Raw genomic sequence first — 25,060 nt, 5'->3', positions numbered from 1 at the left:
CTTGACTTGCTGCATGAGCTTGCCCGAAAGGTGGCTGTCCAGCCGATGCCCCTGCACCAGCATGCCCAGCACGGCCCCAAAGGCCACGGTCATGGAGACCACCGTGTCATCCGCCTGGGTGAGCACGGTATTGGCGGCAATACTGGCGGCCAAGCGGGCGGGGTCCGTCGCAAAGCGGACCGCCAGGGCCAGGGTCCGTTCGATGGCCTCGGTGGTGTCGGCATGGCCGCCGGTCTGTCCCCAGGGCAGCTTCTGTTCGACCCGCCGGCGCCAGGCCTCGCGGATGGACTGGCTGGTATAGTTGCCCGGGCCGCTGACAGGCGTGCCGTCCAGCAGGGGGAAGAGGTCCTCGTCCATGCGGCGGCAGAAGTCGGCTTCGTCGTAATCGCCGCAAGCCACCAGGGAACGAAGCATCAGTTCCAGAATGAACCCCGCCTGAGAATGCTGGCCGGCCTTCAATCCGTCGTGGTAGCGGCCGGCCGGGGATCGGTATAATCACGGATCCATTCACCGTAATCCCGGTGCAGTTCGGCGAGGTCATAGTACCAGTGCGGACCGAGCGCCATGCATCGCCAATGAAAGCGCCCATGATGGCGCCGGTTGCACGGTCCTTGAAAGATCGTTCAGACATGATTGGCCTCCCTTGAATCGGTTCGGTCACGGATCGGGCAGATATGCCGCCGGTCTTTGTTATCGGTCGGGATGGCGCATCCCGTCAGGCAATCGCATCTTTGTTCAGCTCAAAGACGATGCGCAGCCCCTTCAGGGTCAGTTGATGATCGACAATCGTAATCTCGTCGGTTTCCGGCGCAATAACATCGGCCAAGCCGCCGGTGGCCACGACCTTGACCGGTGCGGAAGACGACTCGGCGATCTCCGCCTTCAGGCGCTGAACCATACGTTCCACCAAACCAGTGTAACCGAAGACCATGCCCGACTGGATGGCATGCATCGAATTTTTGCCGATCGCCTTGGGTGGCCGGACCAGTTCGACCTTGAAAAGCTGGGCGGCCCGCTCGGTAAGCGATTCGAGAGCGCCGATCATTCCCGGGGCGATCGCCCCGCCCAAATACGTGCCATCTTCGGAAAGGCAGTCAAACACGGTGGCGGTGCCAAAGGCGATGGCAATCGCCGGACCACCATACAGGGCATAGGTGGCCGATGCATTGGTGATGCGGTCGCCTCCCACTTCGGAAGGATAATCCATATTCAATTTGATGGCCATCTTCACGTCAGGTCCGACGACAAACGGCGTGATCTTCAGATAGCGGATGCAAAGCTGTCTGAACACCGAACGCAGGCCGGGCACCACGCAGGAAATGGAGACGCCGCTGATCATCTTCGGCTTGATATCCATCGAGTTGAAAAGATTCAAAAAAAGCATGGCGTAATCATCGACGACCTTGTGCCGCTCGGTGGCGAACTGCCAGAACGCGACCAGTTGCTCGCCATCAAACACACCGGCTTTGATGGTTGAATTGCTCACATCGATAGTTAGCAGCATATTTCCTCCTTGGCTTTCCGCCCTGCCATACTTGTCCTGTGCCCTGCTTGATCAGGCCATCCCTTTCAGGATCAAACGCACCGAAACAAAAACCAACAGAAGTCCCAACGCACGTCGAAACCAGCTTTCCGATAGACGATGGAACGTGTGGTTGCCCAAGTAGACCCCCAGCAGCATTGTGGGGATCAGCAGCAGCCCCCAGACCAAAACGCGCGAATCGAACATGCCGTTGAAAACGAAGGTGATCGTCTGCGCCATGGCGGCGGGGATGAAGATCAGCACCAGCAGCCGCCGCAGATCACGTTTGTCCAGGTAGCGGCTGAAATGGAGCACCAGGGGGGTGCATTAATACCGATAAATCCACCGCAAAACCCCGATAAGGCACCGATGCCCAAATCCGCCGGCCGGGCGCTGGCCGGCGATCCCGTGGTCCTGTGGGTCCGGGGCACGCGGATCAGAAACCACAGGGCGGTGAGCAGAAAGGCTACCCCCAGAACCAGCTGGAACTGCTGGTTGGGCACATGCTTGAGGGCCATTGCCCCCAGAATCGAACCGAGCACCATCAGGACCGAAATGGGCATCCAGTAGCGGCCCGCCAGGGGCACCGGATCGACGCGAACCATGCTCAATCCGCCGAAAATGTTGATGAACGAGGCCAGCACGACGGTCAGCTTGGGATCGATGACCAGGGACCCCAGGGCCACGATCACCGTTGTGGTTCCGGTACCGGTCACGCCCTTGAGAAAAAAAGCGATCAGGCCGACCAGGGGAATCAACAGGTTTTCTATGGAACACCTCCTGTTCAAGTACGCTTGGACAAATGAGGGCTTCTATACAATCGGCCTGTCGAGAATTGCAAGCCCTGCCTTGAGATGGACGAAAGGCGGCCAAGCGCTCGGTCAGGTCACGGTCACGCATTTATCCGGAATCAACGCCTAAAAAACGCCGTTGCAGCAGGTCCGTAAAAAAACGGTTTCCCCGACGGCGTTCGGCATCGTTTATGATACCGGTGGATTGCACTACCGTTTGTTACACTTTTTATCGTCATCGTCTATTGCAGAACCCATTCCGTACGCCTATAACGAACACTGAAGACGTTGGGCTATCAGCCTGGACCCGCTGACGGGAAAAATGGGCCGGAAGACCCGCCCCCGGAAATAACCGGTCGACATTTTATATGCTAAATCATGGAGCTCCCATGCTGAATGCGTTTCTTGCCGATGCTCCCTTGCGATCCGCATTTTCTTCTCATGGCATCCCTGTCATGGCAATCAAAGCCAACTCACGCGCGACGGCAGTTTTCTGCCTGCTGTTGCTGTCCTTGCTTCCCACCGCCTTCGGTCAGGCAGCCGAAATCTGCGGGCGCCCAATTGCCGGCCGGGTCGAAATTCTCCGCGATCAGTCGGTTATCGGAACCTTTGCCGTGGCCCTGGCGGATTCACCCCGGGACCGCGAGCAGGGATTGATGGATTGTCCGGTCCTGGCTCCGGGAACCGGAATGCGCTTTGTCTACCCAGATGCCCGGCGGCGGGTGTTCTGGATGAAAAACACCTTGATCGAACTGGCGATCGTCTTTATATCTAATGAAAGACGCATTGCCGCCATCGCCCACGGCGAGCCGGGCAGTTTGGAACATATTTACTCCCCTGGCGATATCGCTTGCGTTCTGGAGATCAACTTCGCGGAAAGCCGGTTCCTGAACATTGGCGATCGGGTACGCTGGAACCCAATCCGTTCGGAGTCTTCAACACCGCCCTAGGATACCGAATGAACAAATTTCAAGCCATGGCGCTGGCGATGACGCTGTTCAGCAAGGATGAAATCAAGCCGCAGAGCGAAGAATACCGAACGTTGCGTCAATTGATTGCCTTCAAGATCGACCGCCTCGGTCCGGAGGCGGCCCTCGAACAGATCCGTAATAACAAGGAAGGCCTTCTGAACCAGGTCAGATACATGATGTTTTAATTTTCACCCCTCTCCCAGCGCCCCCTTCAAAGCCTGCTTTTTCCCTCAAGAAAACCGGTAAAAAAACCTATAATAACACTATCGGATACCCCGCGGTATCTATTTGAACCAATTTTGGGGGGGAAGACTGATGCTTAACCGTTTATCCGTCAAAGGCCGCATGTACATTATCAATTTGGCGATCCTAGTGCTGTTTGTCACGCTGGTGGGGTTCGCCGTACGTAACAAAAACATGGTCAAAAATCTGGGTATTCAGAAGACCGGTGAAGTGATGCTCGCCGACCAAAAGGCCCGCATCCAACTGGCCACGCACAGTGCCGCCATGATGGCCGCCAGTGCCGTAACGGGGATCACGGATCATGAACAGGCCAAGGCCATCTTGCGCAACATGGTCGACGACATCATCTTTGAGGCCGATGGGTCCGGATACTTCTTCATTTATGAGGGCACCGTCAACGTCGCCTTCCCCACCAAAAAGGAAAGTACCGGCAAGGACCTGGGCGGCCTGACGGACAAAAACGGCGTGCACGTCATCGCCGAGCTGCGCGACGCGGCCCAGGCCGGCGGCAATTTCGTCCAGTACGTCTGGCCCAAACCCGGCGCCGGCGATCACCCCAAACTCTCCTATGCCGAAATGATTCCCGGCACCCAGATGTGGATCGGCACGGGCGTTTACCTGGACAATATCGCCGCCCAGCAGCAAACCATGGCCCATGCGCTCGACGCGGCGGTAGCCGAGCAGACCACGCTCATGATCATCATCTCGGGGATCCTTTTCGTCGCCATCATCGCCCTGTGCCTCTTCATCGCTTTTGGCATCGTGGGCGCCCTCAAGGCAATGATCATCAGCTTCCAGGATATCGCCGAAGGCGAAGGTGACCTGACCAAACGCATCACCATCGAATCCAAGGATGAAATCGCCGAGCTGGCCGGATGGTTCAACATTTTCCTGGAAAAGCTGCAGGCAATGATTCGCCAGATCGGCGCCAATGCCGCCCATGTGGATCGCTCCTCGACGGAGCTATCCGAGATCGCCAGCATGATGTCCGATAGCGCCGGCGATACCTCGGCCCGCTCCGACAATGTGGCTGCCGCCGCCGAGGAGATGAACGCCAACCTTAACAACGTGGCCGCCGCCATGGAGGAATCCTCCACCAACACCGCTATGGTCGCCGCTGCCGCCGAGGAGATGAACACCACGATCAATGACATCGCCCAGAACGCCGAAAAGGCCCGTTCGATCGCCCAACAGGCCGTTCAGCGCGCCGACACGGCATCAAACCAAATGGATGCGTTGGGACGCGCCGCCCTGGGCATCGGCAAGGTGGTCGAAACCATCACTGAAATCTCCGAGCAGGTCAACCTCCTGGCCTTGAATGCCACCATCGAAGCTGCCCGCGCCGGCGAGGCGGGCAAGGGATTCGCCGTGGTGGCCAACGAAATCAAGGAGCTGGCCAAGCAGACCGCCGCCGCCACCCAGGATATCAAGGAAAAGATCGAAAGCATTCAAAGCACCACCGACGGCACGGTCAAGGGTATCGACGAAATCGCCAAGGTGATCGGCAACATCAATGACATCGTGGGAACCATGGCAGCGGCCGTTGACGAGCAGTCCGCCGCCACCCGGGAGATCGCCAACAACATCGCCCAGGCCTCCCAGGGCATCCAGGAGGTCAATGAAAACGTCAACCAGAGTTCGGCCGTCAGCGCCCAGATCACCCAGGACATCACCGCCGTCAACCAGAGTTCCTCCGAAATCGCCAGCAGCAGCGATCAGGTAAAAATCAGCGCCGATGATCTCAAACGCATGGCCGTGGAACTGAACACCATCGTCGGCAGCTTCAAAGTGTAAATCCAGTCGTTGTGCAGCCCTGGGAGAACTGCATCGACGCTTATCCATCAACCTATCTCGACAATCGGTAGGCAAGATGTCCGACATCCTGAGAAAAACATGCGCCTGAATACCAAAGTGGCCCTTTTGGGGATCAGTGGTGGGTTGGTTACGGCCATCGCCTTGGTCATCCTGGCCGTGTGGCAGAGTGGCACGTACAACCAGTTGGCCCAGCACGAGGTGGAGAAGTTGATCAATGCCGACCTGGATCACATCACCAACGGTGTCTATCATATTGTTCAAACCGCCAATGAGGCCGTCCAGTCCCAAATTGACTACAACCTTAACGTTGCCCGGCATATCATCGAAGGATTCGGGGCTGCCCGCCTATCAACAGATCGGGTCAACTGGAAGATAACGAACCAGTTGACCCATGTCACTTCCCCCATCCAGTTGCCCAGGCTTCTTCTCGGAAATACCTGGGTGGGGCAGAACCCCCATCTTCATGTCGAAACCCCGATTGTCGATCAAATTACCCGTTTGGTGGGTGAAACGGCGACAATTTTCCAGCGAATGAACGCCAGCGGAGATATGTTGCGGGTTGCCACCACGGTCAGAACCACGGACAACCAACGCGCTATCGGTTCCTATATCCCCGCCGTTAATCCGGATGGCACCGAAAACCCGGTCATCGCCGCTATTCTTCGGGGGGAAACCTACCATGGACGTGCCTATGTGGTGAACGCCTGGTACCTGACCGCCTACGAACCCTTACGGGACGCCGCCGGCGATCTGGTGGGCATGCTCTACGTGGGCATCAAGCAAAGCGTTGTCGAATCGCGCATACGGCATGCAATTCAGCAAACCCGGGTGGGCAAAACCGGTTATGTCTACGTGCTGGGCGGCAAAGGCGCGGATCGGGGTAGCTACATCATCTCCAACGCGGGGTTACGAGATGGCGAGGATGTCTGGAACATCCAGGATGGCGACGGTAATTATGTCATCCAGCGCATTATCCAGACCGCGACCAAACTGAAGGCCAATGAAATGGCCACCGAACGCTACCGGTGGCAGAACGCGGGAGAACCGTCGCCGCGTTGGAAGATTGCCCGTCTGGCCTACTATGCACCGTGGGATTGGGTCATTGGCACCAGTGTTTACCTGGATGAACTTCAGACCTACCGCACCCTGCTGAGCGATGGCCGTTTCAAGATGACCCAGCGCATGGCCATTGCCGGCATCATCATTATCGTTCTGGTGGGATTGGCCGGTATGGGGATTGCCTGGAGCATCACCCGCCCGATCCGCCAGATGACGACTGTCGTGGAAAAAATTGCCGGTGGTGATTTGGATCAGATGGTCGAAGTGGGATCCAATGATGAAATCGGCGTCCTGGCACGCACCTTCAACTTAATGGCCGGCCGGCTCAAGCAATCCATGGAGGGATTGAAAAAAGCGAAGAGAAATACCGCGGCATTTTTGAAAATGCGCTGGAAGGGCTTTTTTGCGAATCGGCGGACGGGCGCCTGCTCAACGCCAACCCGGCACTCGCCCATATTTTGGAATACGATTCACCGCAGGCGTTGATCGAATCCGTAACCGACGTGCGCCACCAGCTTTACGTCAACCCGGAGGAACGCCAGGTCTTGGAAGCGTGCCTGGCCCGGGAGCGCAATGTAATCGGTTTCGAAACCCAAATTTATCGCAGAAATGGTGACCGGATATGGGTTTCCATCAGCGCCCGCATGGTACTGGACAAGGCCGGCAGGCCAGCCTTCATCGAAGGTTTCATCACAGATATCAGCGACCGTAAATCGGCCGAAGACGCCCTGGCGGAATCGCGAACCTACCTTGACGAAATCATCAACGCCGTGGCCGATCCGCTGTTCGTCAAGGACCGTGAACACCGCTGGGTGCTGGTCAATAACGCCATGTGTACCTTTATGGGGCGCCCCCGCGAAATGCTGCTGGGAAAATCCGATTATGATTATCTACCGCAACACGAAGCCGACGAATTCTGGGCCAAGGATGAGCTCGTATTGACCCGTGGGGAAACCAATATCAACGAAGAATCGTTAACCGACGTCAAGGGAAACGTGCACACGCTTCTCACCAAGAAATCCCTTTATACGGACAAACGCGGTGAACTTTTTATTGTCGCGATCATCCAAGACATCACCGACCTGAAACAGGCCGAAGCGGAAAAAATGCTTCTGGAAGCCCGCCTGACACAGTCCCAAAAAATGGAGGCGGTGGGTACGTTAGCGGGTGGCATCGCTCACGATTTCAACAACATTCTGCAACCGATAATGGGCTATAGCGAGCTGTTGAAAAATTCCTTGGCCAGCGAGGGGCCGCAGCAGCGATATGTGGACAGAATCTACCAGTCCTGCATCAGGGCCAAGGATTTGGTCACCCAAATTCTGACATTCAGCCGCCAGTCAGAACATACGCGTGAACCGGTTCGCGTCCAGACCATCCTCAAGGAAATCATCAAGCTGAGTCGCTCCACCATCCCGTCTTACATCGAAATTCAGCAGGAGATCCAGCAAGATTGCGCGCCGGTGGTGGCAGACCCCACGCAACTCCATCAGATCGCAATGAATCTGATGATCAATGCCTATCATGCCGTCGAACATTCCGGCGGAAAAATTACCATTCAACTTGAAGAGCAGAGGCTGGAAGAAAGGGATCTGGCGATCTCCGGACTTCAACCCGGCAGCTATGCCGTGCTTTCCCTGATTGACACGGGATGCGGTATTGATCCGGCGATCATGGACAAGATTTTCGAACCCTATTTCACCACCAAAGCACAAGGCAAGGGAACCGGTCTCGGTCTTTCAGTGGTTTACGGTATCGTCAAGCATATGCAGGGTGACATAAAGGTGTTCAGTGAGGTGGGCAAAGGAACTACTTTTCAGATCGCCCTACCCACCTCGGAAGCTACTGGCCGAACCGCCATACCGGCAAGCAAAGAAAAATACCCCTCCGGGACCGAACGGATCCTGCTGGTCGATGATGAAATCCTGATCGTTGAATCCAGCGAGTCGATCCTTTCGGAACTCGGCTACCAGGTAACTTCCCAGTCGAGCAGTACGGCTGCCTTGGAATGCTTCAGAACCCATCCGAATGCATACGATCTGGTCATCACCGATATGGCCATGCCGACAATGACCGGTGAACAATTGGCCGAACGGTTGATGGAGATCAACCCGGAAATACCGATCATTATCTGCACCGGATTCAGCGAGCAGATCGGCCGTGAAAAGGCAAAGGCTATCGGCATCAAGGAGTTTCTGATGAAACCGATTGCCATCGCGGAAATGTCTCAAAAGGTCCGCAACGTATTGGATCAGAGCCGGTTTCTCCAATAGCCGTGTGGTGCCAACGTTAGGATTGGGACAGCGTCAAGGAATTAACGCTTTGGTGACCATCATGGTCACCTTTCCAATCGGAAAACGCGACACGTGAGGGTAACCCATCGGTTTTCGAAGATATCGGCCCAACCTTATTCTGGCACGGATATTGATAGCACAACATTCGGGACCAACGATGATGGACTCGCAAAAAATGATGCCGAGGCAAAAAATGATCGACAAAACCCATATGACCATCGATGCATACCTGAGACAGGCAGGGCTCAAAACCGTTACCCGCACGGAAAGCCAAAAAACCTTCATCCCCCTGAAACCGATCTCCACCGGCTTCAGCGAACTGCTCGACGGCGCCAAAACGTCGGAAGGGGTGGACACGCGTGCCCAAACAAAGGGCAAAACCATCGCCGACTACCTGAACCAACGGCCTCTGTCAGGTTCGGCATCATTTTTCAGCCACTCGACATTGGGCCGCGGCACCTTGACCGCCCACTACCAGAATGCACTGAAGGCTGCCCTACAAACGGCAACCGGAAGCGACGCCACGGCCGCTAGGTCAACCGCCGATAGCACCCCATCGGAGGAGACCGCGCTGATTAATCAAGGTATTCGCGCAGCCGCCGACAAATACAATCTTTCCGCGTCCCTCATTGAAAGCGTCATCCGGACCGAATCCAATTTTCAGCCGGATGCGGTATCCCCGGCAGGCGCCCAGGGATTGATGCAGCTGATGCCGGGCACGGCCCGGGATCTGGGGGTCAGCGACCCCTTCGATATCCAGCAGAATATCGACGGCGGATCCCGCTACCTGCGTCAGATGCTGGATCGTTTCGACGGCAATGTCAAACTGGCGCTGGCTGCCTACAACGCGGGGCCCGGAACCGTGGAGCGATACAATGGCGACGTGCCCTATCGGGAAACCCGTAATTACGTCCGGCGGGTGCTTGCCGGGCTCTCGTCGTCGACGGAAACCACGGCCTGATCCAGTCTCAAGAGGGCCGCACTGCCGAGTTTTACCCGCGATTTTTCACAAAAAAGCATCACGACGGTGAGACTGAACAGGCTGAGCAGGGTGCTGGCAAAAACCACCGAGGTAACGAAGGTGGGCACCACGTCGTGCTCCATGGCGATGATGGCTGTCAGTACCGCCGACGGCATGCTGGACTGGAGAATGCCGGCCGAGGCTTGCGTACCGTCCAGGCCGATCATGGGAATCAGCAGGAAAGCCAGTAAAGGGCCACCGACCAAGCGTACCGAGCTGGCCGCCAGCGCCACCCGCCCCCACTCCAACCGTCTGGCTTCACGGAGCTGAAGCCCCAGAATCAACAGCATCATGGGGATCATGGCATCACCCAACAGGCCACTGATGCGTGCGACCATCAGCGGCGGAGTGATGCCCGTGGCAGGGAAAAACAAGGCGATGGGCAGCACGACGATGCCCGGTGTCTTGAGCAGGCTTTTCAACGCCCCGAAACCGCCGTTGCGCAGCCAACTGGCTGCCAAGACACACACCACAAAGGCCGCCGTATTGACCGTCACCATGTAGATCGTGGCACTTCCCATGGCGGTCTCTCCCAGTCTGAACCGGGTCAGGGCCAGACCGTAGTTGCCCAAATTGCCGAAGACACCGGTCATCAGAAATGCAACCGCCATCTCCCGGCTCAAGCCAAGCAAACGGGCAACGATCCATCCGATCAAACCGGTGGCCATGTAAATCAAACAACCGGCGGTCACCATCCGGCTGGCGGTGTTCAGGTCGATTTGGATGCGACTGAGCTCATTGAAAATGAATGCCGGGATGAGCAGGTAATAGGCGGTCCGCGACAAGGTACGATATTGGAGTTCAAGCCTCGGTCCCAACAAAAAACCCAAGAGCACCAAGGCAAACACCGGGGTAACGACATTGAGGAAAATGGAAAGCAGTTGCGTGAACATTTGCATTCCGTTTATGGGTCGGGAGGATAATCATCGGAAGCGGCAAATGATTTTCATGCCTCGACCTGCCGGCTTCATCAAGGCGCATCTGTCGTCCCGCAAGATCCAAATACCGCTATCGGCGTTCGCGTTCTACAAGACTGGGCGTCAAAGGTCAACAGCCATGCCGGTGGGCAACCGCATGAGGAACAACAAACCAAATACGGCTACCCTGTATCGATATCGGGTCGGTTGTGAAGATGCTGAAAATAGGTTATGCCCGACCAGAAATGCATTCATTGCCACAAATGCGGAGAAGAGAGGGAAAGCCGATCCGTGCCTGAACTGCCCGAAGTCCAAACCATTGTCGATCACCTCAACCGCCAACCCATCGTCGGCGGCACGGTCACCGCTGTCCGCGTCAACTGGCCGAAAACCGTCGCCCAGCCGTCTGTTGAACAGTTTCGTGCCACCCTTACCGGTCAAACCATTCGGAAGTTCTCACGCCGGGGCAAATTCATCGTCTGCGAGCTGTCCGCCGGTTTGACGCTCTTGATTCATCTGCGCATGAGTGGACGCTTGAACTGGGTGGCACGGAATGCCGCGCGTAATAAGCACGAACATGTCATCCTGGAGATCAGCCATGAAAATGAGTTACGCTTTCAGGATACCCGCAAGTTCGGCCGGATGTTTCTCACCGAGGCCCCCCAGGCCATCCTGGATCGGTTGGGGCCCGAACCGCTGAGCGCGGGATTCACCGGAAAACACTTGCAGACCATGCTCAAACACACGCGGCGGCAGATCAAACCCTTGCTGCTGGACCAACGCTTCTTAGCCGGTCTGGGCAACATCTACGTGGATGAGGCCCTGTGGGCCGCCGGCATCCACCCCTTGCGCATCAGCAGCAGCCTGTCTGAGAAGGACGCGACGACCCTGCACCGGGCCATTCGCCAAGTGCTGCGCAAGGGGATCCGGAATATGGGAACATCCCTGGGCAAGGGTCAGGGGAATTTTACTTCGGTGAACAACCGCCCTGGCCGCAACGCCGAACGGTTGAACGTGTTTCGGCAGGTGGGAAAGGCCTGTCCTCGGTGCGGTACAACCATCATTCGGATCGTCGTGGCCCAGCGTAGCAGCCATGTGTGCATAAAATGCCAACCCTTTACCGGCACCGCATGGAAAACACGCTGACTTGCTCGGATGAGCCCCATGCCACCCGATGATCACCAAACGTTTTTTCATTGAATGGGAAAAAGAATCCGCAGGAAGAAAATCAACAATCAGGGGACGCCCTCCGTCGAAAGGCAACGCAGCAATGCGATCAGTTCGTTAACAACGCGATGGCGAGGACGAGAATCAGTAAGGCCACGGCAACATACACCAGTTGTCTTGCCGTGATTACCGGCGATTTGGCCGGTCTTTTTTTTTCCATCTCCTTGAATTCCGTCAGGGCTTTGATTTTCTTAATCTGCCGGGCTCTTTCCTCACGCCGCATGTCAGCCCCCCGGCGGTCATGGGGCCCCTTCCGGCGATCGTTGTCAAAAAACATGTGAACCTTCCGGCGATCGGCATTGACGCGTCTCTCCATCGTCTTGCCTCCATGAAAAAGTCTTGGAAATAGCCTGTTGCAAAGCCTTTTACATTATATATAAAATCATCCTTCCTTCACTTGTCAACCCGGATGGGAAAGCTTCAACAAACAGAACCTGGGTCAGGCTTTGATGGACTCGTAAAAAGCATTTTCAGACGGATTCGTAAAAAGCCCGAGATCAAGGCTTGCGAATCCTTAAGGAATGAGGCGTACTGAGCGTACGCTGCGGTGACGAGGGATATGCGTAACGCCGATATCGGTTTTTTACGAATCCGTCAGGCTTTGACCCGCGACATGTACTGCCCGGTCTCGGTATTGACCCGGACCACTTCGCCGACGGTCATGTATTCGGGCACCATCACGGTGACCCCATTGGTCAGCGTCGCCGGCTTGTTGCGGTTGGTGGCGGTGGCACCCTTGATCACCGGCGTGGTCTCCACGATTTCCAGATCGATGGTCTGGGGCAGTTCGATGCACAGGGGGTAACCATCCCGCAACAGTGCCGTGATGCCTTCCAGGCCATCCACGAGCCACTGAACCTGATCCTCCAGGGCCTCTGCGGAAAGCGTGTACTGCTCATAATTCTCACTGTCCATGAAGGTGAACATCTCCTGGTCCCGATACAGAAAACTCACCCGGCGTTTGTCCACCACCATCTCGTCCAGCATGTCGTTGCCCTTGTAGGTCTGATCCAGCTTCTGCCCCGTGATCAGCGAGGCATACCGAACCTTGTACAAGGTGTTGGCGCCACGCGCCGAGGGCGTGTGCACGTCGATCTGTTTCACCTGGTATGGCTGATTGTCGATGTCGATGATATGACCTTTCTGAAGGTTGCTGGCTTTGGGCACGTTGGTTCTCCTAACGTCTGTTGTTCAGATGGATTGAGATGAATGCGTACGACCCGTCCGCTTATAACCTGGATCCCGACGCAGAGCAATATGGTTGACGCGAATTCAATCCGGCAACATAATGTGAGGCCGGATTGGACCCGCCCGGCGATCGGGTTGGTGTTAGGGAGACCTGCCATGAAGTCCATGGATGCCATTGAAAAACTGTCCCAGGCCGATTTGACCGACGACCAGGCCCAACGCCTTTTCGAGATGATCGCTCATGTTTTTGCTCAGGCCATCGACGCTCGATCCCCCCGAAAACGGCCTCCTGGCAAAGCGGGCCTCAACGCCGAAAAAGGCTACTACCGGCTGCTTTACCTGGAGGACGATTTTCAGAAAACAGTCAAGCCGCAAGGGGAAACGCGTTCACCATCGGCTTTCGACTGGTCCCACCTGTCCATCCTTTTAAGTAAGCTCAACGATCTGCCCGAACTTAAGCGGCAACTGCTGACAGAAATCGATGCCGCCGTGGAGGCCCTCACCACCAGGCGCCCATGAAACCATCGGCCTTCGCCCCCCACTTGTCCGTGCGCCGCCAGTTTCGGAGATGGCACCAACCATCGGCGTTCTCTTGCGAGGACACCTTTGCCTGAGCATTGATGCTAAACTTTCCACCAAAACGGCCGAAATTAGGGGTTCGAGCCCTTACCGCGTGAGGTAATCTCACCGGAAATCCCATGGGACGAAACATCCCGTAACCACCGGAGGCCGTTATGCAAGAAGAACCCCAGGACAGAACCACAGTCCGCATCTACACGGATCAATTCATCATCAGCGGTGAAATCGCCATGTATTCCGATTCGCGGCTGACCGACTATATCATCAGTGCCCACGACTTCATCGCGGTCACGAATGCCCAGGTACGCAATCTGGCGGACAAGCCTCTCTTTGGTGCCGATTTTCTCAACATCCAAAAAGACAAAATCGAGATCATCGTACCGGAAGTAATGGTCAGACCGGCCTGACGGCTGTCGATGACAGCCGCATCAACCCCCAACTGCGGATAAAGGTATGGCCATACTGGACAAAGTTTTTCAGGCAGCCGTCAACTTCAATGCCTCCGATATCCATGTAACCCCTGGCGAGCCCTTCATCATCCGCCGCCTGGGAAAACTGGTGAAGATGAAGAGCGCGCCGCTCACGGGAAATCAGACCCAACAGGTGGTTTATGAAATCCTGTCGGAGGCCCAAAAGGATCGTCTGCTCAGCGATCAGCAGCTTGATTTTGCCGTGGATCGTGAAGCTTTGGGACGCTTCAGGGGTAGTGCTATGCTGCACAACAACGGTCTCAGCGCCGTGTTTCGCAGCATTCCCAAGACCATTCCCGGCCTGGCAGACCTTGGCATGCCACCCATCGTGGAAAAGGTGCTCGACAATCACCAGGGGCTGATTCTGGTCACCGGTGCTACCGGCCAGGGCAAATCCACCACCCTGGCAGCCATGATCGATCACATCAACACCCATCGGGCCCATCACATCCTGACCGTTGAAGACCCCATCGAATTCGTCCATCCCATAAAAAAGGGCGTGGTCAATCAACGGCAGTTGGGAAAGGATACCCGGTCTTACGGCAATGCCCTCAAGGCCGCCCTGCGAGAAGACCCGGATGTGATCATGATCGGCGAGTTGCGGGATCTGGAGACCATCTCACTGGCCATTTCGGCCGCCGAGACCGGCCATCTGGTCCTCGGTACCCTGGCAACCGCCAGTGCGCCCAAAACCGTGGACCGCATCATCGATGCCTATCCGCCCACGGAGCAGAACCAGATCCGCACCATGCTCAGCGAGGCGCTGCGCACGGTGATCACCCAGCGCCTGGTTCCCGGAAAGGACAAGCAGAAAATGGAAGTGGCGGTCGAAGTGCTCATCGGAACCCTGCCCATGGCCAATCTGATCCGCGATGGCAAAACCTTCCAGATTCCGTCCATGATGCAGACCGCCAAAAATGTGGGTATGCAGATCATGGACGAGTCGATCCTGGCCTTGTTGCAGGCAGATAAGATCAGTGCCGCGGATGCCCAGGCCCAGGCCAACGATCCGAAACGGTTTCAAGTATTCGTGGACAAGGCCAACCGTAGCGCATCATAAACGTGACACCCGGGCGCCGATCGTGCGTGCGCGCCCTGAGCAACGATCGGGAAAAAAATTTATGGCAACCATCGATACCTATTTCCAGGAGATGCAGCAAAAAGGCGCCAGCGATCTGCACCTGGCCATCGGCTTTCCACCGATGATCCGCCAAAGCGGCGAACTGCGGCCGCTGAACCATCCGGTCATCACGGCCGAGGCCAACCGGAACATCCTGTTTGAGATTCTCAGCGAGGATCAGCGGCAGACCGTCGAGGCGAACCTGGACTTCGACATGGCCTACGAACTGGCCGGGGTGGGCCGTTTCCGCTGCAATATCTTCTATCAGCAACGGGGCATCGGCGCGGTCTTCCGCATCATTCCCACCAAAATTCTGACGCTTGAGCAACTGAATCTTCCCACGGCCGTCAAAGCCATCGCCAACTACCGCAAGGGGCTGGTGCTGGTCACCGGTCCCACGGGCAGCGGCAAATCGACCACGCTGGCAGCCATGATCAACCACATCAACGAAAACAGCGACGCTCACATCATTACCATCGAAGACCCGCTGGAATTCGTACATCCCAACAAGAAATGCATTTTCACCCAACGCGAAATCGGCACCCACGCCAACAGCTTCGCCGATGCCCTCAAGGTGGCCGGTCGCGAAGATCCGGATGTGATCCTGGTCGGTGAAATGCGCGACCTGGAAACCATCTCCCTGGCCCTAACCTGTGCGGAACTGGGCATTCTGGTCTTCGGCACCCTGCACACCAACAGCGCGGCCAAAACCATCGACCGTATCATCAACGCCTTTCCATCCAACCAGCAGGCCCAGGCGCGCACCATGCTCTCTGAATCCTTGCGGGCGGTAATCGCCCAGCAGCTCGTGCGCACGGCCGACGGCAAGGGCCGCTGTGCGGCCAATGAAATCCTCATCGGATCCTCAGCCCTGGCCAGCATGATTCGGGAAGGCAAGATCACCCAGATCGAATCGTTGATCCAGACGGGCACCAAAACAGGCATGCAGACCATGGACCAGCATCTGATGGAGTTGGTGAACGCGGAAAAGGTCACCCGCGAAGCAGCCTACGAGAAAGCCATCAACAAGAAGCTGTTCGAAGCGCGTGAATAACATCCCTTGGGACAGATCACACGGTTCTATTCCACCGTCTTGTAAAACATGCACACGTCAGGCTCTTGACCTGACGCCGGTGGTACTCGGGAAGACTTTCCTGCACGAACCCCAACTGGTCGTAGAGGGCCTGCAGCCGGGGATTGTTGGTCAGGGAGATAAAACGCGTATACCCCTGGGCCACCATCAGATCCATGAAGGACCTGACCGTATAGACGCCCACCCGCTGGTTGCGGAAGCGCGTGGAAATGGCCAGCGCGCCCAGCTCCACGGTGCGGGCGTCGATGATCTTCTGTTCCACGCAGCCCACGAAGATGCCGTCGATGGCCGTAACGAAGAAACGCTGCCGATTGTCCTTGATATAGGCCTTGCTGCGCGGCTTGAGGTAGCCGCCCCGCCGATACATGGCGAGAATCCGGAAAACGATGTCCACCTGATCGTCGGTTTCCAACCGGTGGAAGGACTCCTCGAAGTTGTTGGCGATCAGGGTGCCCGTTCCCTCGACGGTGAAAAGCTCATGCTTGATCGTATTCTTGCCGGCCGGCAGGATGTGCACTCGATCGCAGTGGCCGGCCTCGATTTTCTGGCAGATACAGGCCATCGCCCCCTTGAAGTTGACATTGGCGATCAGGTCGCCGACATCTTCCAGGGTCTCGCGCACCCGTCCGGTGGTGACGGCGTTGATCTTGTGCCCCTCGCGGTCGATAAGAAAACGACGTTCCAGAAAGATCACCTTGTACATGGACTCCTTGTGGCCCAGCACCGCATCGTAGAAATCGACTTCCGGGTTGATGCGCACGATGATGGTTTCCGGCAGGCGGCTTTCCAATTGCCGGATCAGCTTCTGGTTGGCGAAGCGGTTGGGCATGTTGTGCAGGAGCGTGGTTCGGGCTCCATAACGGGTGAGAAACTTGATATCGTCGATGATTTCCTGAAAGTTGTCGCGCAGAATACCCTCCCGGCAGGCGATGAAGACCTCCCGGCCGGCAAGGGCATGCGCATATTCCTTCAGGTAGAGTTTGGGCATGGCCGCAGGTGGCCTCCCTTGGGTTCCGGCCGGTGCAATACCGGCTCAGAGGCTGTTTGAAAAACCTCTCATAAATCGAGAATGCCCGTATAGGTCTGCGGGGTGATGGCCAAGAGCTCGGCTTTCACCGCCGCTGAAACGTCAAGCCCGTTGATGAAAGCGGCAATGGCCGCCTGGTCGATGGTCGCGTGGGTCCGGGTCAAAGCCAAAAGGGCCTCATAGGGTTTGGGATAGCCTTCCCGGCGCAGGATCGTCTGAATGCCCTCGGCCACCACGGCCCAGTTATTCTCCAGGTCCTTTTGCAAGGCCGCCGCGTTGAGAATCAGCTTGCCCATGCCCCGCTGGATCGATTTCAGCGCGATGAGGGTATGGCCCAGGGGGACACCGATGTTGCGGGTCACGGTGGAATCGGTAAGATCCCGCTGCAGCCGCGAGATGGGCAGCTTGGCCGAAAGATGTTCGAAAATCGCGTTGGCGATCCCCAGGTTGCCCTCGGCATTCTCGAAATCGATGGGATTGACCTTGTGGGGCATGGTGGACGAGCCGATCTCGCCCTTCTTGATCGTCTGCTTGAAGTAGTCCATGGAGATATAGGTCCACAGATCCCGGCACAGATCCAGAAGGATCGTGTTGATCCGTTTGGCCCCGTCGCAAAAGGCCGCCAGGTGGTCGTAATGCTCGATCTGGGTGGTCACCCGCGAACGCTTGAGCCCCAGCCGGTCATTGACGAAACGGTCGGCAAAGGCGAACCAGTCGATCGCCGGATAGGCCACGTGGTGCGCATTGAAGTTGCCCGTCGCACTGCCGAACTTGGCGGCGAAGGGAACGCTGGCGAGTAAGGCCATCTGCGCCTGGAGGCGGTCCACGAAAACATAGATCTCCTTGCCCAGCCGCGTGGGCGAGGCCGGCTGACCATGGGTACGGGCCAGCATGGGAACGGATTTCCACTGATCGGCCTTTTCCACCAGATCGGCGACCACCGCTTCGAGCACCGGCAGCATCACGTTTTGCCAGCCCTCCTTGAGGCTCAGGGGCATGGCCGTGTTGTTGATGTCCTGGGAGGTGAGCCCGAAGTGAATGAATTCCTTGTAAGCGGACAGTCCCAAACGGTCGAACTGATCCTTGACAAAATACTCCACCGCCTTGACATCGTGGTTGGTCGTCTTTTCGATCGTCTTGACGCCGGCGGCATCCACCATGGAGAAGTTGCGGCTGGCCTCGCGCAGCTTCCCGAACACCACCGGATCGACACCGGCCAGTTGCGGCAGCGGAAGTTCACACAGGGCGATGAAATACTCAATCTCCACCCGCACCCGGTAGCGGATCAGGGCGCCCTCGCTGAAATAGTCCGACAAGGCCGCAGTGGCCCGATGGTAGCGGCCGTCCACCGGCGAAACAGCAGTTAATGGAGAAAGGCTCATGGAGGCTCCTTCGTTTTTATATAGGAGGCAGTCATTCCGCACATCCAGGGGATGCCGGATCGGATCACCGTTTAACAGCAGCCGAATGGATCGGCGTCGTTGCGTTCACGCCGCTTATAGAAAAAAGGGGGGCCAATGTCAAACGAGGTAAGGGGGTCAGACATTGAAGGCTGATATCGATTATAAATCGTCAGAATACCGCCATTTGGCATTTTTCATTGGGTATTTGGCATTCTTGGGCAGCTATCCTTTCCCGCCGGTTTGTAGCAACGACTGCAACATGGTCTGGCGCTGGCTGGTGTCCTGGTTGTGCACCGCCATGGCCATGGCCTTGCGGGCACCCACCAAGACGGCCAGGCGGCGGGCACGCGTGAGGCCGGTGTAGAGCAGATTGCGGAAGAGCATCTTGAAGTGCTGGGTCAGCACGGGAATGATCACGGCTTCGAATTCGCTGCCCTGGGATTTGTGAATCGTGATGGCGTAGGCCAGGTCCAGTTGGACGATGTCGTCACGCTGGTATTCCACCTCGCGGTGGTCGGGAAAAAAGAGACCGTGCAGGTCAGGGCAGCATTGTCGATGGCCACGATCCGGCCGATGTCACCGTTGAAGACCCCCAGATCGTAGTTGTTGCGGCGGTGGATGACCCGGTCGCCGGTACGAAAGACGCGCTCGCCCACCTGGAGTTGGGCCTTTCCCGTCGCGGCCGGGTTGGCCGCCGCTTGGATCATGGTGTTGAGACTCACGGTCCCCAGGCTGCCGCGGGTCATGGGCGAAAGCACCTGGATTTCGCACCCGGCGCCATAATACTTGGGAATCCACTCCAAATAGAGTTTTTTGACGATGTCCGTGGCGCCAAGACCGTAGTGCAACGAGGACCAGGGGTGAACCTTTTTCACCACGGCCACCAGTTCCTGGACCCGATCTTCCGCCCGAAGCAGCCGATCCAGGTCGACGTGTTCGAATTTCTTGGGGATGGTCAATTCGTTGGCATAGGGAGAAATCTCCTCGCCGACGCGAAACTCATAGGGATTTTCCCCTGCGGCCGTCTCACGATCAACGGTCTGCGGGCGCGGATCGTAGAAACGTTTGACCCGGGCAATGAAATGAAGCTGCGCCTGGGTGGCCTCGTCCGTGTCAATAAAAAACAGTCCGCGCCAGCAGTCCATACATCAGGCCTGGAAAACGGCGAATCGATATGGGGCAACGTCCCCTGGTTGATCTGGTGGGCATAGCGAATGATCAGGGACTGGGCCGCCTGCCGGAAAATGCGCGTCAGGCGGAAACAGGCCACCCGCGCCGAGGCGATGATGTCCCTGAGCACGTTGCCGGCCCCCACCGAGGGCAATTGGTCGGCATCGCCGATGAAAAGAACCTGGCTGGTTGCGGGCACGGCCTTGAGCAGGGCCGCCGTCAGGCTGATGTCCAGCATGGAGCTTTCGTCCACAATGAGGAAATCGGTGTCCAGGGGGTTGGCTTCGCTACGCTTGAACCCGCCCATCTGCCACTCCAGCAAGCGGTGGATCGTCCTTGCCTCGCGACCGATCACATCGGTCATGCGTTGGGCGGCCCGCCCGGTCGGGGCGGCCAGCAGCACCTTGCATCCCATGGCCTCAAGCAGTTTGACCAGCACCTGGGTGGTGGTGGTCTTGCCCACCCCGGGACCGCCGGTGAGGACGGAAAACCGCTTTTCCACAATCTGCTCAGCGGCGGCCGCCTGCTCGTCGCTGAGGGTAATATGGTTGGCCCGGCAGTACATGTCGATCCAGCGCCGCACGCGCGGCCGGTCCACCGTCACCGCACCTTCCATGGCCACAATCCGACGGGCCACGGTCAGTTCGTCATAGTAAAGGCTGCGGGAATAGAAACAGCGCTCACCGGCTTCCTCGGCGGTCTCGGCAATGCGCACCATCAGCTGGCCGCCGGATTCCATCTCCTGAAGCAACCCGGGCAGACGCTCGCGAACATCCAGGCTGAGCAGGTCGTTGACCTGGGATAGAATCTGGGCCTCGGTCAGGTAGCAGTGACCGAATTCCCGGCTGGCAGCCAGCACATGGCGGATCCCGGCCATGATGCGCTGCCGGCTGTCCTGGGCCAGGCCGATGGATAGCGCGACCTTATCCGCCGAGAAAAAACCGATGCCGTAAAAATCCCTGGCCAGTCGGTAGGGGTCCTCGGTGACCATGGCAATGGCCGCATCCCCGTATTCCTTGTAGATGCGGACGGCGAAAAGGGTGCTGATACCGTGGGACTGCAAGAACATCATCACATCCCGGATGGCCCGGTGCTCGACCCAGGCGGCACGGATCATGGACAGCTTCTTTTTGGCGATCCCCGGCACCTCGGTCAGTCGCTCGATCTCTTCCTCGAAAATGTTCAGGGTGTCGCTGCCAAAGTGTTTGACAATCTTCCTGGCCGTCTTGGGGCCAACGCCCTTGATCAATCCCGATCCCAGGTACTTCTCCAGGGCAGCGCTGGTGGCCGGCCGCTGCTCGACGGCACGGGTGGCGTTAAACTGGCGCCCGTATTTGGGGTTGACCGTCCAGGCCCCGAAAAACTCCATGGTCGCCCCGGCGAATACCTTGGTCTGGTGAACGATAACGGTCTCCTGCTGGTGGGGATTGTCGAAGGGCAAGACGCGCAACACCGACCAACCGTTGTCGGCGTTGTGGAAGGTGACCCGGTCCACGATGCCACGCAGCCGCTCGATAATGACGTTATTGGGGTTGGTCATGGGGGATTGCATCGCTGCCGCCTGGTCCTCGGATGCCTTGGTTGATCAAAAACGGCCGTTCTTTTCTTCGCGCGCTGCCCATTCCGGCAGGCGAACCACCGCAGGATCGATGGGCGTCGGAATCAAGAGCAGGCCGATCCGGCCATACAATCAACTTGCAACCTGATCTTCAAGCAATATAATGTAAGCGTATCCGGATAACAAATCGGGTCAGTATTGGCGGTTCCGGCCAGCAACCCCTTTTGGGTGAGACGATCGGTTGTTCCCATGGGCTACGTTTACGACTTTCAAGATGCCAAGCACTACGATAAGTGGCTCCTCAAGCGCAAGAACCGCTTTGCCGCCGATCTGGAAAGCCGTCTCATGCTGAGCATGCTGGATCCGGCACCCGGAGAATCGGTCCTGGATATCGGCTGCGGCACCGGAGCATCGTGTTTGCCGCTTTTGGAAAAAGGGCTCCAGGTCACCGGCATCGATCCATCGCCCTACATGCTGGACATTTTGTCGGAAGCTTTGGGCAATCGCGTATCCTTGTACCGCGGCGTGGCCGAGGACCTGCCCTTTGACGACAACTCCTTTAATCATGCCTGCTTGTTTACCAGCCTCGAGTTTGTCGACCACCCCCAACAAGCGCTGGAAGAAGCCTTCCGGGTGGCCAAGGATCGCGTCTTTATCGGATTCTTGAACCGTTATGCCCTTACCGGCATCGGCCGTCGGGTGAAAGGCATTTTCACACCGACCATTTACAACAGGGCCACCTTTTTCAGCGTCTGGGAGATCAAAGGCATGGTTCGGCGACTGTTGGGTCCCGTACCGGTGTGCTGGCGCACGGTGTGTCAGCTGCCCGGTCCCTGGGGATCCTGGATGAAACAGATCGAGGGCTCCGGCCTGGTACAACGGTTTCCTTTTGGAACGTTTGCCGGCATGATCGTCACCCTTGTTCCCCGTTTTCGCACCCGCCCGCTGGCCATCCGCTATCAGCCCAACAAGGTCGGCCATATGGCCGCCGGTGCCGCCGGTTGCACGGGCATGCGACCCGCCAGCCTGTGCTTGCCCAGTGGCAACCCGGCCGATACGGCGGTCGGCCCGCATCCCAAAACGGTGCCCACATAGTCGGAAACCGTTGACAACCACATCAACCGTCTGTTTAAATTATAAAAAACACAATTTCAATCTTTCATGCCATTTGGAAAGGAGCCCATTCCAATGGAAGCATGGCTCTACGAAACTCTCGATAAGCAACAGGTCCGTTGCCGGCTTTGCAACCATCTGTGTTTGATCGGTGATGGCAAACGCGGCATCTGCGGCGTTCGTGAAAATCGCGGAGGCGTTCTGTATTCACTGGTTTATGGACGACTGATCGCGGCGGGTGACGACCCTATCGAAAAAAACCCATTTTTCATCTGCTACCCGGCAGCCGTTCCTTTTCCATCGCTACCGTGGGATGCAATTTCAAATGCCGTTTCTGCCAGAATGCCGACATCGCCCAAATGCCCGCTGATCGAGAAGGCATGATCACCGGTGAGCCAACCACGCCACAAGCGGTGGTAGCAGCCGCCCGTCAGCGGGATTGCGCCAGCATCAGCTACACGTATACCGAGCCGACGGTCTTTTTTGAATTCGCCTGCGATACGGCCGAACTGGCCCACCGCCAGGGCATCAAAAACATCTTCGTCACCAACGGTACATGAGCGATGCGGCGCTTGAGCGGATCAGCCCCTGGCTGGATGCGGCCAATGTGGATCTCAAGGCATTCAACGAAGACTTTTATAAAAAACAATGCGGTGCCCGCATCGAGCCGGTGAAGGCGACCCTGAAACGGATGAAAGCCAACGACATATGGGTCGAAGTCACCACTCTGATCATTCCCGGGCTCAACGACGATGCCGCCGAACTCTCCCGGCTGGCCGCATTTATCGCCAAGGAATTGGGCCCCGAGACGCCTGGCATGTCAGCCGGTTTCATCCGACGTACCGACTGACCGATCGGGACGTAACCCCGGTGGAAACCCTGATCCAGGCCAGGGAGATCGGTATTGCCGCCGGGCTGAAATACGTTTATACCGGAAATATTCCCGGCCAGGGCGGCGAAGACACGCTCTGCCCCGGTTGCGGGCAGGTGGTCATTGCCCGGCGCGGTTTCCGCATCGCACAAAAGCGACTTGAAAACAGCCGCTGCCAAGCCTGCGGAACGCGCATCGACGGAATTGGCATGTAGATCAGAATACCAAGGACGGGAAGATGTCAACCATTGCAACCCTCAATCTGGATCATCTGGTCGGTCAACACGTCGGCACTTCCGTTCTGCTTAAAAAACTGGGCCATGGCGCCATGTCAGCCGTTTTCGTGGCCTATCAGCAAACGCTCAAACGTCAGATCGCCGTCAAGCTTCTTCCCAAATCGCTGCTGACGAAAAGAAGCGCCCAATTTTTCCAGCAGGAAGCAGAATCGGCCGCCATTCTGGCGCACCCGCATATCATCCCCATTTATGAAGTGGGGGAAACCGATGCGTTTCTCTTCTTTACGATGCAACTGGTGCAGGGTCATGAACTCACCTACTATATCCGACGCGTCCAGAGAAACATTGTTCCCTCAAAGCGTTTCATGCCCATTAACACCGTGATCGAGCTGATGCTGAAAATCCTGAATGCCCTGGCCTACGCCCATGACAACGATATTATTCACCGGGACATCAAGCCGGACAACGTCATGATCGAAAACCACGCCAAGCGTCCCCTGATCACCGATTTTGGTGTGGCGCGGGTTTCCCGGACCAAAGGCAAAAGCGACCGTTTGCTGCTGGGAACCCCCATCTACATGGCACCCGAACAGGTCTTGTCCGGAACCGTTGACGGTCGGGCGGATCAGTACAGCGCCGGTGTCATGATGCTCGAAATGCTCATGTCGCGGGTGCCATACCCCCCTTATCAAACGGCCATGGATTTGCTTAAGATGAAACTCGCATTGAAGGATCGGCTTTTTCAACAGCGACCGTCCCAGGTTCATCCGATGGCCAACCGTGCCCTGGATGACATTCTATTCAAGGCACTGGCATTCGACCGCGATCGACGCTATGCCTCCTGCCGTGAATTTGCCAATGCGTTAGAACATTACAAAGCCAGTTTAGCGCCATCATCGTCATCCAGAGGATCCCATGCCATTAGATAGTGCAACCAAAAGTCAGCTTGCCCAGTTCGGTCGAACCATCGCCCTGTTGTTCAACCGATCGATGATGTATCAACCCAATCATCCATTCGTGGAACAGTCCATCGACCTTTTCTACCAAGGGGCGATGGATCTTTTGGAGCGCATCGACCCCTTAGTTTTCATTCTCAATCGCGAGGAGTTTTTCGTTGATGAAGAGCCCCTGGATCCGCGTTTGAATGTCTCCCGCCTGGTGATGCTGTTCAAGAAAAACGGCATCCAATCCATGTCCTTTGAATCCGGTCTTGAAAAACGGGAAATCCGGGTCTTCCTGGAGGTATTCAACACCATCAGTAAGTACGACGGCGCCGAGGGGTTTAAAAAAGCCATTTTTGCCCGCGGCGTCACCTGCATTAAGATCAACCATGTCCGCTATAAAAAGGTAACCGAAGATGATGAAATCATTT

At 56.9% G+C, this 25,060-nt stretch carries 30 protein-coding genes; 18 read left to right on the top strand and 12 right to left on the bottom strand.

Annotated features, from left to right (window positions below; genetic code table 11):
- From JCM12296_RS19175 to JCM12296_RS47780, 4 genes are all read right to left on the bottom strand, one after another.
- Positions 1–459: ADP-ribosylglycohydrolase family protein (locus tag JCM12296_RS19175; RefSeq protein ID WP_218188163.1), on the bottom strand; the 459-nt coding region annotated here is incomplete at its 3' end.
- A 256-nt stretch (positions 460–715) separates the two neighbouring features.
- Positions 716–1,504 (bottom strand): type III pantothenate kinase, encoded by a 789-nt coding sequence (locus JCM12296_RS19170; protein WP_054696691.1) that lies wholly within the window; start codon positions 1,502–1,504, stop codon positions 716–718.
- A gap of 51 nt (positions 1,505–1,555) precedes the next feature.
- Positions 1,556–1,786, bottom strand: coding sequence for a TSUP family transporter (locus tag JCM12296_RS47785; RefSeq protein ID WP_054696689.1), 231 nt, complete (start codon positions 1,784–1,786; stop codon positions 1,556–1,558).
- Positions 1,780–2,280 carry a TSUP family transporter gene (locus JCM12296_RS47780; protein WP_054696687.1) on the bottom strand — a complete coding sequence of 167 codons (501 nt, stop codon included), beginning with the start codon at positions 2,278–2,280 and terminating at the stop codon, positions 1,780–1,782. The genes JCM12296_RS47785 and JCM12296_RS47780 overlap by 7 nt, the downstream gene beginning before the upstream one ends.
- Before the next feature lie 422 nt (positions 2,281–2,702).
- On the opposite strand from JCM12296_RS47780, the gene JCM12296_RS19155 reads away from it, so the two are divergent.
- The 6 genes from JCM12296_RS19155 (at position 2,703) to JCM12296_RS47775 (ending at position 9,656) form a co-directional block, all read left to right on the top strand.
- Entirely contained in the window at positions 2,703–3,263 is a 561-nt protein-coding gene (locus JCM12296_RS19155; protein ID WP_054696683.1) for a DUF192 domain-containing protein, read from the top strand.
- An 8-nt stretch (positions 3,264–3,271) separates the two neighbouring features.
- The gene (locus JCM12296_RS19150) at positions 3,272–3,469 is read left to right on the top strand and encodes a hypothetical protein (RefSeq protein WP_054696680.1); all 198 of its coding nucleotides are present in this window, start codon (positions 3,272–3,274) and stop codon (positions 3,467–3,469) included.
- A 130-nt stretch (positions 3,470–3,599) separates the two neighbouring features.
- Positions 3,600–5,321, top strand: a complete 1,722-nt coding sequence (locus tag JCM12296_RS19145) for a methyl-accepting chemotaxis protein (protein WP_054696677.1) — start codon at positions 3,600–3,602, stop codon at positions 5,319–5,321.
- Between the two features lie 99 nt (positions 5,322–5,420).
- Complete coding sequence (locus JCM12296_RS19140) at positions 5,421–6,887, top strand: Cache 3/Cache 2 fusion domain-containing protein (RefSeq protein WP_054696674.1); 1,467 nt, start codon at positions 5,421–5,423, stop codon at positions 6,885–6,887.
- Positions 6,776–8,674: a hybrid sensor histidine kinase/response regulator gene (locus JCM12296_RS19135; protein WP_306304093.1), complete on the top strand. Its 1,899-nt coding sequence runs from the start codon at positions 6,776–6,778 to the stop codon at positions 8,672–8,674. The genes JCM12296_RS19140 and JCM12296_RS19135 overlap by 112 nt, the downstream gene beginning before the upstream one ends.
- A gap of 214 nt (positions 8,675–8,888) precedes the next feature.
- On the top strand, positions 8,889–9,656 hold the full coding sequence (locus JCM12296_RS47775; protein WP_281492075.1) for a lytic transglycosylase domain-containing protein: 768 nt from the start codon (positions 8,889–8,891) through the stop codon (positions 9,654–9,656).
- Here the strand turns inward: JCM12296_RS47775 and JCM12296_RS19125 are convergent.
- Positions 9,602–10,609, bottom strand: coding sequence for an AEC family transporter (locus JCM12296_RS19125; protein ID WP_054696663.1), 1,008 nt, complete (start codon positions 10,607–10,609; stop codon positions 9,602–9,604). The two genes, JCM12296_RS47775 and JCM12296_RS19125, sit on opposite strands and share 55 nt — an antisense overlap.
- Positions 10,610–10,924: 315 nt before the next feature.
- Here JCM12296_RS19125 and mutM point away from each other — a divergent pair, with 315 nt between their 5' ends.
- Positions 10,925–11,779 carry a bifunctional DNA-formamidopyrimidine glycosylase/DNA-(apurinic or apyrimidinic site) lyase gene (gene mutM, locus JCM12296_RS19120; protein WP_172683988.1) on the top strand — a complete coding sequence of 285 codons (855 nt, stop codon included), beginning with the start codon at positions 10,925–10,927 and terminating at the stop codon, positions 11,777–11,779.
- A gap of 130 nt (positions 11,780–11,909) precedes the next feature.
- Here the strand turns inward: mutM and JCM12296_RS19115 are convergent, their stop codons facing one another.
- A complete protein-coding gene (locus tag JCM12296_RS19115; RefSeq protein ID WP_054696654.1) occupies positions 11,910–12,176 on the bottom strand; it encodes a hypothetical protein in 267 nt (88 codons plus the stop codon).
- Positions 12,177–12,454: 278 nt separating this feature from the next.
- Positions 12,455–13,027, bottom strand: coding sequence for an elongation factor P-like protein EfpL (gene efpL, locus JCM12296_RS19110; protein ID WP_054696651.1), 573 nt, complete (start codon positions 13,025–13,027; stop codon positions 12,455–12,457).
- A 177-nt stretch (positions 13,028–13,204) separates the two neighbouring features.
- Between efpL and JCM12296_RS19105 the strand changes: the two genes are divergently transcribed.
- The 4 genes from JCM12296_RS19105 to JCM12296_RS19090 all read left to right on the top strand — a co-directional run bounded on the left by JCM12296_RS19105 (position 13,205) and on the right by JCM12296_RS19090 (position 16,271).
- On the top strand, positions 13,205–13,567 hold the full coding sequence (locus JCM12296_RS19105) for a hypothetical protein (protein ID WP_054696649.1): 363 nt from the start codon (positions 13,205–13,207) through the stop codon (positions 13,565–13,567).
- A 215-nt stretch (positions 13,568–13,782) separates the two neighbouring features.
- A complete protein-coding gene (locus JCM12296_RS19100) occupies positions 13,783–14,034 on the top strand; it encodes a DUF6812 domain-containing protein (RefSeq protein WP_054696646.1) in 252 nt (83 codons plus the stop codon).
- Between the two features lie 46 nt (positions 14,035–14,080).
- The gene (locus tag JCM12296_RS19095) at positions 14,081–15,157 is read left to right on the top strand and encodes a type IV pilus twitching motility protein PilT (protein WP_054696643.1); all 1,077 of its coding nucleotides are present in this window, start codon (positions 14,081–14,083) and stop codon (positions 15,155–15,157) included.
- 61 nt (positions 15,158–15,218) lie between these two features.
- On the top strand, positions 15,219–16,271 hold the full coding sequence (locus JCM12296_RS19090) for a type IV pilus twitching motility protein PilT (protein WP_054696640.1): 1,053 nt from the start codon (positions 15,219–15,221) through the stop codon (positions 16,269–16,271).
- A gap of 16 nt (positions 16,272–16,287) precedes the next feature.
- On the opposite strand, the gene JCM12296_RS19085 is transcribed toward JCM12296_RS19090, so the two are convergent.
- From JCM12296_RS19085 to recD2, 5 genes are all read right to left on the bottom strand, one after another.
- A complete protein-coding gene (locus JCM12296_RS19085; protein WP_054696638.1) occupies positions 16,288–17,298 on the bottom strand; it encodes a GNAT family N-acetyltransferase in 1,011 nt (336 codons plus the stop codon).
- Between the two features lie 68 nt (positions 17,299–17,366).
- Positions 17,367–18,719, bottom strand: a complete 1,353-nt coding sequence (gene purB / locus JCM12296_RS19080) for an adenylosuccinate lyase (protein WP_054696633.1) — start codon at positions 18,717–18,719, stop codon at positions 17,367–17,369.
- Between the two features lie 243 nt (positions 18,720–18,962).
- Positions 18,963–19,157, bottom strand: a complete 195-nt coding sequence (locus JCM12296_RS47770; protein ID WP_281492074.1) for an ATP-binding domain-containing protein — start codon at positions 19,155–19,157, stop codon at positions 18,963–18,965.
- On the bottom strand, positions 19,154–19,699 hold the full coding sequence (locus JCM12296_RS47765; RefSeq protein WP_281492073.1) for a hypothetical protein: 546 nt from the start codon (positions 19,697–19,699) through the stop codon (positions 19,154–19,156). Before JCM12296_RS47765 ends, JCM12296_RS47770 begins: the two co-directional genes overlap by 4 nt.
- A complete protein-coding gene (gene recD2 / locus JCM12296_RS19075) occupies positions 19,696–21,462 on the bottom strand; it encodes an SF1B family DNA helicase RecD2 (protein ID WP_281492072.1) in 1,767 nt (588 codons plus the stop codon). The genes JCM12296_RS47765 and recD2 overlap by 4 nt, the downstream gene beginning before the upstream one ends.
- A gap of 255 nt (positions 21,463–21,717) precedes the next feature.
- Here recD2 and JCM12296_RS19070 point away from each other — a divergent pair, with 255 nt between their 5' ends.
- The 7 genes from JCM12296_RS19070 to JCM12296_RS19055 all read left to right on the top strand — a co-directional run.
- Positions 21,718–22,563: a class I SAM-dependent methyltransferase gene (locus JCM12296_RS19070; protein ID WP_083456307.1), complete on the top strand. Its 846-nt coding sequence runs from the start codon at positions 21,718–21,720 to the stop codon at positions 22,561–22,563.
- Between the two features lie 162 nt (positions 22,564–22,725).
- Positions 22,726–22,965, top strand: coding sequence for a hypothetical protein (locus JCM12296_RS44970; RefSeq protein WP_246804579.1), 240 nt, complete (start codon positions 22,726–22,728; stop codon positions 22,963–22,965).
- Positions 22,941–23,141 (top strand): radical SAM protein, encoded by a 201-nt coding sequence (locus tag JCM12296_RS44965; RefSeq protein ID WP_246804576.1) that lies wholly within the window; start codon positions 22,941–22,943, stop codon positions 23,139–23,141. The genes JCM12296_RS44970 and JCM12296_RS44965 overlap by 25 nt, the downstream gene beginning before the upstream one ends.
- The gene (locus tag JCM12296_RS44960) at positions 23,138–23,431 is read left to right on the top strand and encodes a radical SAM protein (protein ID WP_246804575.1); all 294 of its coding nucleotides are present in this window, start codon (positions 23,138–23,140) and stop codon (positions 23,429–23,431) included. Before JCM12296_RS44965 ends, JCM12296_RS44960 begins: the two co-directional genes overlap by 4 nt.
- A gap of 20 nt (positions 23,432–23,451) precedes the next feature.
- A complete protein-coding gene (locus JCM12296_RS44955) occupies positions 23,452–23,667 on the top strand; it encodes a hypothetical protein (protein ID WP_246804574.1) in 216 nt (71 codons plus the stop codon).
- Between the two features lie 23 nt (positions 23,668–23,690).
- Complete coding sequence (locus JCM12296_RS19060) at positions 23,691–24,617, top strand: serine/threonine-protein kinase (RefSeq protein ID WP_054696629.1); 927 nt, start codon at positions 23,691–23,693, stop codon at positions 24,615–24,617.
- Positions 24,604–25,060 (top strand): hypothetical protein (locus tag JCM12296_RS19055; protein WP_054696627.1); only part of this gene is annotated, 457 nt, incomplete at its 3' end. The genes JCM12296_RS19060 and JCM12296_RS19055, both read left to right, overlap by 14 nt.

This window comes from Desulfosarcina cetonica JCM 12296 (assembly GCF_001311845.1).
GTDB lineage: Bacteria > Desulfobacterota > Desulfobacteria > Desulfobacterales > Desulfosarcinaceae > Desulfosarcina > Desulfosarcina cetonica.
The sequence above is the reverse complement of the archived record's forward strand: the minus strand, read 5'-3'. Positions and strand labels throughout refer to the sequence as shown.